The sequence below is a fragment of the Jeotgalicoccus meleagridis genome (assembly GCF_903994045.1).
GTDB classification, from domain to species: domain Bacteria; phylum Bacillota; class Bacilli; order Staphylococcales; family Salinicoccaceae; genus Jeotgalicoccus; species Jeotgalicoccus meleagridis.
Genome location: NZ_CAJEWD010000003.1, coordinates 52,379 through 66,046, shown reverse-complemented (window position 1 = coordinate 66,046; position 13,668 = coordinate 52,379). Strand labels below are relative to the sequence as shown.

The window sequence follows — 13,668 nt, the reverse complement described above, 5'->3', positions numbered from 1 at the left end:
GGAAGGAGGCGCCTACATGGCACGCAGTCTTAAAAAAGGACCTTTCGTTGACCAACACCTTATGAATAAGGTTGAAGCGCAAAACGAAGGTAACAAGAAAAGTGTAATTAAAACATGGTCTCGTCGTTCTACAGTATTCCCGAACTTTATCGGACATACAATCGCAGTTTATGACGGACGTAAACATGTGCCTGTCTATATTACAGAAGATATGGTTGGCCACAAGCTTGGTGAATTTGCACCAACAAGAACGTTTAAAGGTCACGCAGCCGACGACAAGAAAACAAGAAGATAATAACTAACCATATGCGTTAAAGGAGGAAAGACTCATGCAATCTAAAGCTGTTGCTAGAACTGTGAGAATCGCACCTCGTAAAGTACGCCTTATTCTTGACCTAGTTAGAGGGAAAGAAGTAGGAGAAGCGATCTCAATCTTAAAACTTACAAACAAGAGATCTTCACCAGTAGTGGAGAAATTAGTTAAATCTGCAGTTGCTAACGCAGAACACAACTACGACATGGATATCGATAACCTGTATATCTCAGAAATTTATGCAGACGAAGGTCCTACGCTAAAAAGATTCCGTCCACGTGCTCAAGGCCGTGCTTCTAAAATCAACAAGCGTACAAGCCACATTACTGTAGTAGTTGAAGAGTATGCAAGCGACATAGAAACAGAAGAAAACCAAGAAACAGAAAAAGCTGAATAATATAAGGAGGGTATTAACTTGGGCCAAAAGATAAATCCAATTGGATTTCGTGTAGGTGTCATTCGCGACTGGGAAGCAAACTGGTATGCTGACAAAAACTTTGCAAGTCTGTTACACGAAGATCTAAAGATTCGTAAATATATCGAAACTAATCTCAAAGACGCATCAATTTCTAAAGTAGAAATCGAACGTGCTGCAAACCGAGTTAACATTGCACTGCACACAGGTAAACCAGGTATGGTAATCGGTAAAGGTGGTAGCGAGATCAACAAACTTCGTACTGCACTGACAAACCTTACAGGTAAAAAAGTTCATATCAACGTTATTGAAATCAAAAAGGTAGATATGGATGCTAAACTTGTAGCAGAAAACATTGCACGTCAATTAGAAAACCGTGTATCTTTCAGAAGAGCACAAAAACAAGCGCTACAAAGAGCTATGAAATCAGGCGCTAAAGGTATTAAAACACAAGTATCAGGACGTTTAGGCGGAGCAGATATCGCACGTGCTGAAGGTTATAGTGAAGGAACAGTTCCACTTCATACACTTCGTGCAGACATTGATTATGCGCATGAAGAAGCAGACACAACATACGGTAAACTAGGTGTCAAAGTATGGATCTACCGTGGAGAAGTTCTTCCTACAAAGAATAATAATAAGTAAGGAGGAAAATGGAATGTTATTACCAAAAAGAGTAAAATACCGTCGTCAGCACCGTCCAGACACTAAAGGACGTTCTAAAGGCGGAAATCAAGTAAGCTTTGGTGAATACGGGCTACAAGCTACAACAACATCTTGGATTACTGCAAGACAAATTGAAGCAGCACGTATCGCAATGACACGTTACATGAAACGTGGCGGTAAAGTATGGATCAACATCTTCCCGCACACGCCATATACAAAAAAACCATTAGAAGTACGTATGGGATCTGGTAAAGGGGCAATTGAAGGTTGGATTGCTGTCGTTAAACCAGGTCGTGTTATGTTCGAAGTTGCAGGTGTTGAAGAAGAGGTCGCTCGTGAAGCACTTCGTCTAGCAGCCCACAAACTTCCAGTTAAAACAAAAATCGTAAGACGTGAAGAATTAGGTGGTGATACGAATGAAAGCTAAAGAAATCCGTGATTTAACGAATTCAGAAATCGAATCTAATGTTAAAGAATTGAAAGAAGAACTTTTCAATCTTCGCTTTCAGCTAGCTACAGGTCAGCTAGAAAACACTGCTCGTATCAAAGAAGTTAGAAAAACTATCGCTAGAATGAAAACGACGGTTCGTGAAAGAGAGATCGAAGAAGCACAAGCGAATCAATAATTAGAGGAGGTTAAATTCGTGGAAGAAAAAAACGAAAAGAAAGTTCTTCAAGGCCGCGTTGTATCCGACAAGATGGATAAAACAGTGACGGTTGTTGTTGAAACTTATAGAAAACATCCGATTATCGGTAAACGTGTTAAATATTCTAAAAAATATAAAGCACATGATGAAAATAACTCAGCTAAAATGGGCGACATCGTAAAAATCGAAGCGACACGTCCACTATCAGCAACTAAACGATTCCGTCTAGTTGAAATCGTTAAAGAGTCAGTAATTATATAATACTTGAAACAAAAGGAGGGAATCACGCATGATTCAGTCAGAAAGCCGATTAAAAGTTGCTGACAACTCAGGTGCACGTGAAGTACTCACAATCAAAGTACTTGGTGGTACAGGTCGTAAAACTGCTAACATTGGTGACGTAATTGTTGCAACAGTTAAAAATGCAACACCAGGTGGAGTTGTCAAAAAAGGTGAAGTTGTTAAAGCTGTCATCGTTAGAACAAAAACAGGAATCCGTCGTGAAGATGGTTCATATATTAAATTCGATGAGAACGCATGTGTAATCATCCGTGATGATAAAGGTCCAAGAGGTACTCGTATTTTCGGACCAGTTGCTCGTGAACTTCGCGAAGGTAACTTCATGAAGATTATCTCACTCGCACCAGAAGTACTATAATCTTAATCCGAAGGAGGTGCCACAACTATGCACGTTAAATCAGGTGACCAAGTCATTGTAATCAGCGGTAAAGACAAAGGTAAAAAAGGAACTGTACTAAAAGCAATTCCTTCAGAAGACCGTGTCGTTGTTGAAAATGTAAATATCGTTAAGAAACACCAGAAGCCATCTCAAATGAACCCAGAAGGTGGGATTCTAGAGGTAGAAGCGCCTATTCATGTTTCAAACGTTATGCACGTTGACCCTGAATCAGGTGAGCGCACTCGTGTCCGTCATGAAATCAAAGATGGCAAAAAAGTGAAAATCGCTGTGAAATCAGGTAAAGAGATCAAATAAGATTCAAACGGAAGGAGGTCACATAAATGGCTCGTTTAAAAGAAAGATACGATGAAACAATCAAACAAGAATTAGTAAATAAATTTAATTACTCTTCAGTAATGCAAGCACCAAAAATTGAAAAAATCGTTGTAAACATGGGTGTTGGTGACGCTGTCCAAAACGCCAAAGTTCTAGATACAGCAGTAGAAGAACTTGCGCAAATCACAGGTCAAAAACCAATCATCACTAAAGCTAAAAAATCAATCGCGACTTTCCGCTTACGTGAAGGTATGCCAATTGGTGCTAAAGTGACTCTACGTGGAGAAAGAATGTATGAATTCCTAGATAAACTTATCTCGGTTTCACTACCACGTGTTAGAGACTTTAGAGGTATTTCTAAAAAGGCTTTTGATGGCCGTGGAAACTACACACTTGGTGTTAAAGAACAATTAATCTTCCCAGAAATTGACTACGATAAAGTATCAAAAGTTCGCGGTATGGATATCGTAATTGTTACAACTGCAAACACAGATGAAGAAGCTCGTGAATTGCTTACTCAATTTGGTATGCCATTCCAAAAGTAAGAACTAAGGAGGCGAAATAGTGGCTAAAAAATCAATGATTGCTAAACAGCAAAAAGAACAAAAATTCAAAGTTAGAGAATATACACGTTGTGAAAGATGTGGACGTCCACACTCAGTTATCCGTAAATTCAAGCTTTGCCGTATCTGTTTCCGAGAACTTGCTTACAAAGGGCAAATTCCTGGCGTTAGAAAAGCAAGCTGGTAAGAAACATTATTCGAAAGGAGGCAACTTAAATGACAGTGTCAGATCCAATTGCAGATATGCTAACACGCATTAGAAATGCGAACATTGTTAGACATGAAACTTTAGAAATTCCTGCATCAAACCTCAAAAAAGAAATCGCAGGTATCTTAAAAACAGAAGGTTTTGTTAAGAACGTAGAATTCATCGAGGATGACAAGCAAGGTATCATCCGTGTATTCATGAAATACTCAAATGAAAATGAGCGTGTTATTACTGGTTTGAAACGTATTTCTAAACCTGGTCTACGCGTTTATGCTAAAAGAGAAGAGTTACCAAGAGTACTTAACGGTCTTGGAATTGCTCTAATCTCAACTTCAGAAGGTGTGCTTACAGATAAAGAAGCACGTAAAAGAAATCTAGGCGGGGAAGTTCTCGCATACGTTTGGTAATTAACTAATATAGGAGGTGCAAAGTAATGAGTCGTGTTGGTAAACGTCTTATTGACATTCCAAGTGATGTAACTATCGATATCCAGGGTAATACTATTACAGTAAAAGGCCCTAAAGGTGAACTAGTTAACACATTCAATGAAGAAATGACATATAACCTTGAGGATTCTACTCTAGAAGTAGTACGCCCAAGTGATTCTAAAGAGCACCGCACAGTACACGGTACTACACGTGCGCTAATCAACAATATGGTTGAAGGTGTATCTAAAGGTTTCGTGAAAGAATTAGAACTTATCGGGGTTGGTTACCGTGCTCAAATGCAAGGTAATAAACTTAACCTAAGTGTTGGTTTATCACACCCGGTAGAATTTGAGTCTGGTGATACTCTTACTATTACAGTAGATGGTAACACTAACATCAAAATCGAAGGTATTAACAAAGAGGAAGTTGGAGCTTTAGCTTCTAACATTCGCAGTGTACGCCCACCAGAACCTTACAAAGGTAAAGGTATTCGTTACAAAGGTGAACAAGTTCGCCGTAAAGAAGGTAAAACTGGTAAATAATAAATAAGTGAGGAGTGACCATCAATGATCGCGAAAATTGACAAGAATAAAGTTCGTCAAAAAAGACATGGCCGCGTGCGTAACATGCTTTCAGGTACACCTGAAAGACCACGTCTAAATGTTTATCGTTCAAACAAGCATATCTATGCTCAACTAATTGATGACACTGCGCAAATTACGCTTGCAAGCGCATCTACAAAAGATACTGATTTCAAAGGTGAATCAGGTTCTAACGTAGAAGCAGCTAAAGAAGTCGGTGCTCTTATTGCAACTCGTGCAAAAGACAAAGGTTTCGAAAAAGTAGTATTTGATCGTGGTGGGTATTTATACCATGGACGTGTGAAAGCATTAGCTGACGCAGCACGTGAAAACGGACTAGATTTCTAATAAAAAAGGAGGGACAAAAACATGGCTTATAAGAAAGAAGAGAAAGTACAAGAGTTTGAAGAGCGCGTTGTAACAATCAACCGTATCGCTAAAGTTGTTAAAGGTGGACGTCGTTTCCGTTTCTCAGCTCTAGTAGTAGTTGGTGACAGAAAAGGACGTGTAGGATTCGGTACAGGTAAAGCCCAAGAGGTGCCTGAAGCAATTAAAAAAGCAATCGAATCTGCTAAGAAAAACCTTATCGAAGTACCTATCGTTAACGGCACAATTCCACATGAAATTAACGGCCGATTCTCATCAGGTAACGTATTCATGAAACCTGCTGCTCCTGGTACAGGGGTTATTGCTGGTGGTCCTGTCCGTGCGGTACTTGAGCTAGCTGGTGTAACTGACATCTTAAGTAAATCACTAGGTGCAAATACACCAATTAACGTGGTTCGTGCAACACTTACTGGTTTAACAGACCTTAAAGATGTAAAAGAGGTTGCTAAACTGAGAGATAAAACTGTAGAAGAGATTCTAAACTAAGGAGGGAATAGTCAATGGCAAAAGTGAAAGTTACCCTCACTAAAAGTATGATTGGTAAACCTGAAACTCAAAGACAAACAGTTGCAGCATTAGGTCTCAAAAAAATGCACCAGACTGTTGAACATGAAGATACACCTCAATTCAGAGGTCAGGTTGCTAAAGTTAGTCATTTAGTTACAGTAGAAGAAAATTAATGATAAAATGATATAGGAGGTGCGAAGATGAAATTACACGAACTTAAACCAGTTGAAGGCGCGCGTAACAAACGTAACAGAGTAGGGCGCGGTATGTCATCAGGTAACGGTAAAACATCTGGTCGTGGTCATGACGGACAAAAATCACGTTCTGGTGGTAAAGTAGGCCTTACTTTTGAAGGTGGACAATTACCATTATTCCGTAGTATTCCTAAACGCGGTTTCACAAACGTTAACCGTAAAGAATACGCGATTGTAAACGTGAGCGCTTTGAATCGTTTCGACAACGGTACAGAAGTCACACCTGAACTGTTAGTTGAAACAGGACTTGTAAAAAATGAAAAAGCTGGAATTAAAATTCTTGGAACTGGTAGCCTAGAGAAGAAATTGACTGTTAAAGCACATAAATTTTCTGGTTCAGCTAAAGAAGCTATTGAGCAACAAGGCGGAACTCACGAGGTGATCTAATGTTCAGCAAGCTTTCGAATTTCTTTAGAATTAAAGAAATACGTAACAAGATACTATTTACTTTGCTAATGTTAGTCATCTTTAAGATTGGAACATATATTCCTGTTCCAGGTGTCGACCCATCTGTGTTTGATACAGGCGGCTCAAGTGGAGGCGTGCTGAATCTCATGAACACATTTGGTGGTGGAGCATTGACGAACTTCTCCATACTTGCTATGGGGATTATGCCGTACATTACTGCTTCCATCGTGACGCAACTCTTACAGATGGACATTGTGCCAAAGTTTGCGGAATGGGCAAGACAGGGCGAAGTTGGCCGTAGAAAACTTGCTCAATTCACAAGGTATTTCACGATCGTTTTAGCTTTTATTCAAGCAATCGGTATGTCTTTTGCATTTAACCAAATGTTCGGAGGCGCACTAATTGATAATAACAACATTGGATCGTACTTGCTGATCGCTTTGATTTTAACAACAGGAACAGCCTTCCTTTTATGGATGGGTGAGTTAATCACATCTCATGGTGTCGGTAATGGTATTTCAATAATTATCTTTGCTGGTATCTTGGGGTCATTACCAAGTGCACTTATTCAGTTGTTCCAATCTAGATTTACAGGTAATGCGGATACGACGATGGCGGTACTGCAAATTGCTGGCTTAGTAATTTTCTTACTATTGCTTACAGCATTCGCGGTGTTTATCCTGCAAGCAATTCGTAAAATTCCGATTCAGTATGCAAAAGGTCAAAGGTCACCTGGCTCACAGCTAGCGCCTCAATCGACTTTCTTGCCACTAAAAGTTAACCCTGCGGGAGTTATACCAGTAATCTTTGCGATGGCATTCTTAATGCTTCCGCAAACATTAACGCTATTCTTCCCGGATGCAAATTGGGCACAAACAGTAGCTAGATTTGCTGATCCATCAGATTGGTTTGGTATGATTTTCTATGTCGTACTAATTATTGCATTTGCTTATTTCTATGCATTTGTGCAGGTTAACCCTGAAAAAATGGCTGATAACTTGAAGAAACAAGGCAGCTATATACCAGGTATTCGACCAGGTAAGACGACGCAAGATTATATTACTTCAGTTCTATATCGTTTAGTATTTGTCGGTTCAATATTTCTTGCTTTCATTGCAATCTTGCCGTTGACTGTTACTAAATTCATGGATCTACCACAGACAATTCAAATTGGTGGTACCAGCTTACTCATCGTTATTGGTGTTGCACTAGAAACGATGAAACAACTTGAAGCAGATGCAAACCAAAGAGAATATCGTGGATTCAGAAAGCGCAGATAAGCAGGAGGAAATCAAATGAATATTATAATTATGGGCTTACCCGGTGCAGGTAAAGGGACACAAGCTGCAAAAATAATTAAAAAGCATTCAATTCCTCATATCTCTACTGGAGACATGTTCCGCCTTGCGATTAAAAACGAGACGGATTTAGGAAAACAAGCTAAAGCATTTATGGACCAGGGCGAACTTGTCCCTGATGAAGTAACTGTTGGTATTGTCAAAGAACGCCTATCTCAAAGTGATGCAAAAGGAGGTTTCCTACTCGACGGGTTCCCAAGAACTATCGAACAAGCTGAAGCCTTAAATAAAATCATGGAAGATTTAGGATCTCAAATTGATCAAACAATTAATATTGACGTACCTGAAGAAGAGTTGATGAACAGATTAACTGGTAGACGTATCTGTGAAACTTGTGGAGCGACGTATCACTTAGTGTTTAATCCACCTAAAGAAGAGGGTATCTGTAATTTAGATGGTGGTAAACTTTACCAACGCGAAGATGATAATCCAGACACAGTGGCAAATCGTCTTGAAGTTAATATCAAACAAACAACTCCGCTTTTAAATTTCTATAAGGAACTTGGAGTTCTTTCAACAGTAGATGGCTCGAAAGATATAGATGAGGTCTTCGAAGAAATCGATGAAATTCTTAATGACTTATAGCATGTTCACCTTGCAGCTTTTAGGTGGATGTTCTAAGTCTAAGTGTATACGAGAGAGTCGTTATTAGACGAAGTGAATCGTCACCTAAAGCAAATTTCGAACACGGAATTGAAATGCTGTATAAGGAGGATAAAAAGTGAGTAAACAAGATGTAATTGAACTAGAAGGTACAGTGCTTGATACTTTACCAAATGCAATGTTCAAAGTAGAATTAGAAAATGGTCATGAGATTTTAGCTCATGTATCAGGTAAAATTCGTATGAACTATATACGCATACTTCCTGGTGATAAAGTAACAGTTGAAATGTCACCATATGACTTAACACGTGGCAGAATCACTTATCGTTTTAAATAAGAGACTCCATATTCTAAGGAGGTAAAAAACATGAAAGTAAGACCATCAGTTAAACCTATCTGTGAAAAATGTAAAGTTATTCGTAGAAAAGGTAAAGTAATGGTAATCTGTGAAAACCCTAAACACAAGCAAAAACAAGGTTAATATATAATTTGGAGGTGCAAAAATATGGCTCGTATTGCAGGAGTGGACGTTCCACGTGACAAACGTGTTGTAATCTCTTTAACTTACGTATACGGAATTGGCCCAAGTACAGCTGCTAAAATTTTAGCTGATGCTTCAGTCGATGAAAATACTCGTGTTAAAGATCTTACTGAAGATGAATTAAACAAAATCCGTGAAGTCGTTGATGGTTACAAAGTAGAAGGTGACTTACGCCGTGAAACTAACCTAAACGTTAAACGTCTTATGGAAATCGGTTCTTATAAAGGTATGCGTCACCGTCGTGGCTTGCCAGTTAATGGTCAAAAGACTAAAAACAACGCAAGAACACGTAAAGGACCTATCAAAACAGTAGCGAATAAGAAGAAATAAATAGTTTACTTTAGTAAAGGAGGATAACAAATGGCTCGCAAACAAACTACGCGTAAACGCAGAGTTAAAAAGAATGTCGAAGCTGGTATAGCTCATATCCGCTCAACATTTAACAATACAATTGTAACAATCACTGACGAGTTCGGTAATGCCCTTTCATGGTCATCTGCTGGTGCATTAGGTTTTAAAGGTTCTAAAAAATCTACACCTTTCGCAGCTCAAATGGCTTCTGAAACTGCATCTAAAGTAGCGATGGAACATGGTCTTAAAACTGTAGAAGTTACAGTTAAAGGTCCTGGTGCTGGACGTGAAGCAGCAATCCGTGCACTTCAATCAGCAGGTCTTGAAATCACTGCGATTAAAGACGTTACTCCAGTTCCACACAATGGTTGCCGTCCACCTAAACGTCGCCGTGTATAATAATTATTTAATCGCTTAAGTAGTTGGGAACAATATTATTTTCTAATATTTTCGGCGTTTAAAGGGAGGATATGTTACACATGATCGAAATCGAGAAACCTAGAATTGAGACAGTAGAAGTATCGGAAGATTCTAAGTTTGGTAAGTTTGTTGTAGAACCTTTGGAAAGAGGTTATGGAACAACACTTGGGAACTCCTTACGTCGCATTCTTTTATCATCACTACCTGGTGCGGCAGTTAAGACGATTGAAATAGAAAATGTACTTCATGAGTTTTCAACAATCGATAATGTTGTTGAAGATGTGACTACAATTATTACCAACATCAAAAGCCTGGCATTGAAGATTTATTCTGAAGAAGAAAAAACTTTGGAAATTGATTTTAGCGGTGAAGGTGTCGTGACTGCAGCTGATATTACGCACGATAGTGACGTAGAAATTTTAAACAGAGACCTTGAGATTGCAACAGTATCTAAAGGTGGAAGCTTGAAATTACGCATGACTGCTGATGGTGGTCGTGGATATACGCTTGCTGATGGCAACAACAAAGCTGATATGCCAATTGGTGTAATTCCAATCGATTCTATCTATACACCGATAGAACGTGCAAATTATACGGTTGAAAATACACGTGTAGGACAAAGTACGAAATACGATAAATTGACATTGGATGTTTGGACTGATGGTTCAATCACTCCACAAGAAGCAGTATCTTTAGCTGCTAAAATTCTGACTGAACACTTAAATATCTTTGTAGGTCTAACTGATGAAGCACAAAATGCTGAAATCATGATCGAAAAAGAAGAAGATCAGAAAGAAAAAGTTCTTGAAATGTCTATCGAAGAACTCGACTTGTCAGTACGCTCATATAACTGTCTAAAACGTGCTGGTATCAACTCTGTTCAGGAACTTACTGATAAAACAGAAGCTGATATGATGAAAGTCCGCAACTTAGGACGTAAGTCACTTGAAGAAGTTAAATTTAAACTTGAAGACTTAGGTTTAGGTCTCCGTAAAGAAGACTAAAAAGGAGGAGAAACAATGGGTTACAGAAAACTTGGACGTACATCTGACCAAAGAAAAGCAATGTTACGTGACTTAGCAACTTCACTAATCGTTAGTGAAAGAATCACTACGACTGAAGACCGTGCTAAAGAACTTCGTAAATTAGCTGACCGCTTAGTAACGCTTGGTAAAAAAGGCGACTTAGCAGCTAAAAGACGTGCTGGTCAAACTGTACGCAACGTAGAAATCATCAATGAAGATGGTTCAACAAGTTACGCACTTCAAAAATTATTTGAAGATATCGCTCCACGTTTTGCAGACCGTCAAGGTGGATACACAAGCATTAAAAAACTTGGTAGCCGTCGTGGAGATGGAGCAGAACTTGTAATTATTGAATTCGTAGAAGGCGCTCCAGTAACAACTGAAGAAGCGTAATTTTATCGAAAAGCAGAATGAGTGTTATGATGATGAGCCCATCTGGGCTCTTTCGTCTAGCTCAACGTATCCTGCAGTATATAATCAGTGCGCGACTCTTATTGCAGGGTACGCGCTTTTTTTACATAAATTTTTAAAGGGGTGTAGATATGATTGAGTTGAATAATCTTACTTTTAAATATAGAGAAGATGAAGCGTATGCACTGGATCATATCTCCATCAGCTTTAAAAAAGGAGACTGGACTTCCATCATCGGTCATAATGGTTCAGGTAAGTCTACCTTGGTAAAAATCATTATGGGTATCAATGAAAGTTATGATGGTGACATATTTGTTGATGGTGAAAAATTAACAGAAGATAACAAGCATCAGCTCCGTAAGCATTTTGCCATTGTCTTTCAAAATCCTGACAATCAATTTGTTGGGGCTACTGTTGAAGACGATGTCGCTTTTGGTTTAGAGAATTTAGGCATGCCAAGAGATGAGATGATTGAACGAACGAATTATGCTTTAGGACTTGTTGGAATGTCTGACTTTAAGAATCATGAACCTCACCGTCTATCAGGGGGACAAAAGCAGAGAGTTGCTATTGCCTCAGCCATTGCACTCCAGCCTGAAGTATTAATATTAGATGAGTCAACGTCTATGTTAGACCCTGAAGGTAGACAGGATGTACTTAATATATTGAAAAAACTTCACGGACAATTAGATACGACGATACTTTATATCACTCATGACTTAACTGAAATCTCTTCAAGTGACAAGGTAGTGGTGATGAATAAAGGTGCAATTGTACTTGAAGGTGATATAGAAGAAATCTACAAAAATAAAACACTTTTAAGACAGTCCAATTTAAAATTGCCCTATACTATGGTCATATCAGAAGCACTTTTAAATGGTGAATATGTCACACATGAAGAGTTGGTGGATAAGCTATGACGATTGAATTTAAAGATGTAAATATCATATATAATCCACGGTCACCTTTTGAATTTCACGCCTTAAAAGATATTAATACGACTTTTGACGATAAGAAGTTCTACGGCTTAATCGGTCATACTGGTTCAGGTAAGTCGACTTTAATCCAGTCTATGAACGGTCTGATTTTACCAACTTCAGGTGTGGTTAATGTTGATGGAACAATCTTAAATAAAAAAACCAAACAAAAGACAATTCATCAATCTAAGATGAAGGTAGGTATGGTCTTTCAATTTCCTGAACACCAACTCTTTGAAGCAACCGTGCTAAGAGATGTGATGTTTGGACCGATGAATATGGGCGCCTCAGAAGAAGATGCCAAAACTAAGGCGATAGAGTACCTACAGCTTCTTAAGCTACCAGAAGATCTGTACGAACGAAGCCCGTTTGAACTATCAGGTGGTCAGATGAGAAAGGTCGCTATTGCTGGTATTTTGGCTATGGAACCGTCCATACTCATTTTGGATGAACCTACTGCAGGACTTGATCCAGTGAGCCATGATGAGACGATGAAACTGTTTTATGATGTCTATAAAAAATTGAATGTGACGATCATTTTAATTACCCATGATATGGATGATGTGCTATTTTATACTGATGAAGTAAAAGTCATGGATAAAGGACACCTCGTTAATGAAGGACCAACTAAAGAAATTCTAAGAGATAAAGACTTTATGACGCGTTATAACCTGGATATTCCACACGTCTTACAATTGAGTCAAGACTTAGAAGATAAAGGCATTCACTTGTCTCGAATACCTAGCAATTTCGAGGAGTTTATCGTTCTGTATAAGGAGTGGAGGCGAAGTCATGCTTAACTCCATGTTGTTAGGACGTTATATCCCGGGAAATAGTATCGTCCACCAGCTTGATCCAAGAGCAAAACTTATTTCAGTTATACTTTTCATGATTACAGTATTTTTTGCCAATGATTGGCTGACTTACGGTATCTTGATACTCTTTATTTTACTGATGACAAAGCTTGCAAAACTGTCCATCATCTTCTTGCTCAATGGTTTAAAATTAGTCTTAATTCTACTGATTTTTACCTTCTTTATGCATATCTTCCTAACCAAAGGTGGCAGTGTTTTAATAGATGGTGGTTTCTTTACTATAGAATCAGAAGGGGTTATTACCGGTATCTTCATTACGATTAGACTCATACTTTTGGTGATTATTACAACCTTGATGACCTTGACTACAAGTCCAATTGAGCTCACAGACGCTATAGAAAAACTATGTAAACCTCTAAAAGCGATTAAAGTACCTGTTCATGAAATTGCGATGATGATGTCTATCTCCTTAAGGTTTATTCCTACACTTATGGATGAGACAGATAAAATTATTAAAGCTCAAAGTGCCAGAGGATCAACCTTTATGACAGGGTCTCTTAAATCACGCATTCAAGCCTTAATACCAGTGTTTATACCCCTGTTCATGTCGGCCTTTAAGCGCGCAGAAGAAATGGCAATTGCCATGGAAGTGAGAGGTTATCAAGGAGAAGCAGGTAGAACCCACTACAGGTTACTAAAATGGCAGCGCCGAGACACCATTTCAATTATCCTTCTCATCATGCTCGGTGTACTATTATTATGGTTAAGGTAGTGA

Annotated in this window: 27 protein-coding genes; all 27 read left to right on the top strand. The window is 38.7% G+C overall.

The annotated features are described in order from the left end of the window. The first annotated feature begins 16 nt into the window (after positions 1-16). The 27 genes from rpsS (at position 17) to JEOSCH030_RS00305 (ending at position 13,665) form a co-directional block, all read left to right on the top strand. Positions 17-295, top strand: coding sequence for a 30S ribosomal protein S19 (gene rpsS, locus JEOSCH030_RS00435; RefSeq protein WP_026865803.1), 279 nt, complete (start codon positions 17-19; stop codon positions 293-295). Positions 296-329: 34 nt separating this feature from the next. Then, positions 330-710, top strand: a complete 381-nt coding sequence (gene rplV, locus JEOSCH030_RS00430) for a 50S ribosomal protein L22 (protein WP_183369158.1) — start codon at positions 330-332, stop codon at positions 708-710. 18 nt (positions 711-728) lie between these two features. Continuing rightward, complete coding sequence (rpsC, locus tag JEOSCH030_RS00425; RefSeq protein ID WP_183369156.1) at positions 729-1,373, top strand: 30S ribosomal protein S3; 645 nt, start codon at positions 729-731, stop codon at positions 1,371-1,373. Between the two features lie 13 nt (positions 1,374-1,386). After that, complete coding sequence (gene rplP / locus JEOSCH030_RS00420) at positions 1,387-1,821, top strand: 50S ribosomal protein L16 (protein ID WP_183369155.1); 435 nt, start codon at positions 1,387-1,389, stop codon at positions 1,819-1,821. Beyond that, positions 1,811-2,020, top strand: coding sequence for a 50S ribosomal protein L29 (gene rpmC / locus JEOSCH030_RS00415; protein ID WP_183369154.1), 210 nt, complete (start codon positions 1,811-1,813; stop codon positions 2,018-2,020). The genes rplP and rpmC overlap by 11 nt, the downstream gene beginning before the upstream one ends. An 18-nt stretch (positions 2,021-2,038) precedes the next feature. Further along, positions 2,039-2,302: a 30S ribosomal protein S17 gene (rpsQ, locus tag JEOSCH030_RS00410; RefSeq protein ID WP_183369153.1), complete on the top strand. Its 264-nt coding sequence runs from the start codon at positions 2,039-2,041 to the stop codon at positions 2,300-2,302. A 28-nt stretch (positions 2,303-2,330) separates the two neighbouring features. Next, positions 2,331-2,699: a 50S ribosomal protein L14 gene (gene rplN / locus JEOSCH030_RS00405; RefSeq protein ID WP_026865797.1), complete on the top strand. Its 369-nt coding sequence runs from the start codon at positions 2,331-2,333 to the stop codon at positions 2,697-2,699. 27 nt (positions 2,700-2,726) lie between these two features. Then, on the top strand, positions 2,727-3,035 hold the full coding sequence (rplX, locus tag JEOSCH030_RS00400; protein ID WP_183369151.1) for a 50S ribosomal protein L24: 309 nt from the start codon (positions 2,727-2,729) through the stop codon (positions 3,033-3,035). 26 nt (positions 3,036-3,061) lie between these two features. Further along, positions 3,062-3,601, top strand: a complete 540-nt coding sequence (gene rplE / locus JEOSCH030_RS00395) for a 50S ribosomal protein L5 (RefSeq protein ID WP_183369149.1) — start codon at positions 3,062-3,064, stop codon at positions 3,599-3,601. Positions 3,602-3,620: 19 nt separating this feature from the next. Then, positions 3,621-3,806: a type Z 30S ribosomal protein S14 gene (locus JEOSCH030_RS00390; protein ID WP_183369147.1), complete on the top strand. Its 186-nt coding sequence runs from the start codon at positions 3,621-3,623 to the stop codon at positions 3,804-3,806. Positions 3,807-3,835: 29 nt separating this feature from the next. Then, a complete protein-coding gene (gene rpsH / locus JEOSCH030_RS00385; protein ID WP_183369143.1) occupies positions 3,836-4,234 on the top strand; it encodes a 30S ribosomal protein S8 in 399 nt (132 codons plus the stop codon). A 26-nt stretch (positions 4,235-4,260) separates the two neighbouring features. Beyond that, a complete protein-coding gene (gene rplF, locus JEOSCH030_RS00380) occupies positions 4,261-4,797 on the top strand; it encodes a 50S ribosomal protein L6 (protein ID WP_183369141.1) in 537 nt (178 codons plus the stop codon). Between the two features lie 24 nt (positions 4,798-4,821). Then, positions 4,822-5,184: a 50S ribosomal protein L18 gene (rplR, locus tag JEOSCH030_RS00375; protein ID WP_183369139.1), complete on the top strand. Its 363-nt coding sequence runs from the start codon at positions 4,822-4,824 to the stop codon at positions 5,182-5,184. Positions 5,185-5,205: 21 nt separating this feature from the next. Next, positions 5,206-5,709, top strand: coding sequence for a 30S ribosomal protein S5 (gene rpsE / locus JEOSCH030_RS00370; RefSeq protein WP_183369137.1), 504 nt, complete (start codon positions 5,206-5,208; stop codon positions 5,707-5,709). A 14-nt stretch (positions 5,710-5,723) separates the two neighbouring features. Then, complete coding sequence (gene rpmD, locus JEOSCH030_RS00365) at positions 5,724-5,903, top strand: 50S ribosomal protein L30 (RefSeq protein WP_183369135.1); 180 nt, start codon at positions 5,724-5,726, stop codon at positions 5,901-5,903. 27 nt (positions 5,904-5,930) lie between these two features. Then, entirely contained in the window at positions 5,931-6,371 is a 441-nt protein-coding gene (gene rplO, locus JEOSCH030_RS00360; protein WP_183369133.1) for a 50S ribosomal protein L15, read from the top strand. Continuing rightward, complete coding sequence (gene secY / locus JEOSCH030_RS00355) at positions 6,371-7,672, top strand: preprotein translocase subunit SecY (protein WP_183369131.1); 1,302 nt, start codon at positions 6,371-6,373, stop codon at positions 7,670-7,672. Before rplO ends, secY begins: the two co-directional genes overlap by 1 nt. Before the next feature lie 15 nt (positions 7,673-7,687). Beyond that, positions 7,688-8,335, top strand: a complete 648-nt coding sequence (locus JEOSCH030_RS00350) for an adenylate kinase (RefSeq protein WP_183369129.1) — start codon at positions 7,688-7,690, stop codon at positions 8,333-8,335. A 136-nt stretch (positions 8,336-8,471) separates the two neighbouring features. Next, positions 8,472-8,690: a translation initiation factor IF-1 gene (infA, locus tag JEOSCH030_RS00345; RefSeq protein ID WP_017547668.1), complete on the top strand. Its 219-nt coding sequence runs from the start codon at positions 8,472-8,474 to the stop codon at positions 8,688-8,690. 30 nt (positions 8,691-8,720) lie between these two features. Continuing rightward, complete coding sequence (gene rpmJ / locus JEOSCH030_RS00340; protein WP_003156543.1) at positions 8,721-8,834, top strand: 50S ribosomal protein L36; 114 nt, start codon at positions 8,721-8,723, stop codon at positions 8,832-8,834. A gap of 24 nt (positions 8,835-8,858) precedes the next feature. Beyond that, positions 8,859-9,224 (top strand): 30S ribosomal protein S13, encoded by a 366-nt coding sequence (gene rpsM / locus JEOSCH030_RS00335; protein ID WP_183369127.1) that lies wholly within the window; start codon positions 8,859-8,861, stop codon positions 9,222-9,224. A gap of 30 nt (positions 9,225-9,254) precedes the next feature. Then, positions 9,255-9,644: a 30S ribosomal protein S11 gene (gene rpsK / locus JEOSCH030_RS00330; protein ID WP_183369125.1), complete on the top strand. Its 390-nt coding sequence runs from the start codon at positions 9,255-9,257 to the stop codon at positions 9,642-9,644. Positions 9,645-9,724: 80 nt separating this feature from the next. Continuing rightward, positions 9,725-10,669 (top strand): DNA-directed RNA polymerase subunit alpha, encoded by a 945-nt coding sequence (locus tag JEOSCH030_RS00325; protein ID WP_183369120.1) that lies wholly within the window; start codon positions 9,725-9,727, stop codon positions 10,667-10,669. Positions 10,670-10,684: 15 nt separating this feature from the next. After that, positions 10,685-11,083: a 50S ribosomal protein L17 gene (rplQ, locus tag JEOSCH030_RS00320; RefSeq protein ID WP_183369118.1), complete on the top strand. Its 399-nt coding sequence runs from the start codon at positions 10,685-10,687 to the stop codon at positions 11,081-11,083. A gap of 149 nt (positions 11,084-11,232) precedes the next feature. Next, positions 11,233-12,021, top strand: a complete 789-nt coding sequence (locus tag JEOSCH030_RS00315; RefSeq protein ID WP_183369116.1) for an energy-coupling factor transporter ATPase — start codon at positions 11,233-11,235, stop codon at positions 12,019-12,021. Continuing rightward, complete coding sequence (locus JEOSCH030_RS00310) at positions 12,018-12,878, top strand: energy-coupling factor transporter ATPase (protein WP_183369114.1); 861 nt, start codon at positions 12,018-12,020, stop codon at positions 12,876-12,878. The genes JEOSCH030_RS00315 and JEOSCH030_RS00310 overlap by 4 nt, the downstream gene beginning before the upstream one ends. Then, positions 12,871-13,665 (top strand): energy-coupling factor transporter transmembrane component T family protein, encoded by a 795-nt coding sequence (locus tag JEOSCH030_RS00305; protein WP_183369112.1) that lies wholly within the window; start codon positions 12,871-12,873, stop codon positions 13,663-13,665. Before JEOSCH030_RS00310 ends, JEOSCH030_RS00305 begins: the two co-directional genes overlap by 8 nt. The last annotated feature ends 3 nt before the right edge of the window (positions 13,666-13,668 follow it).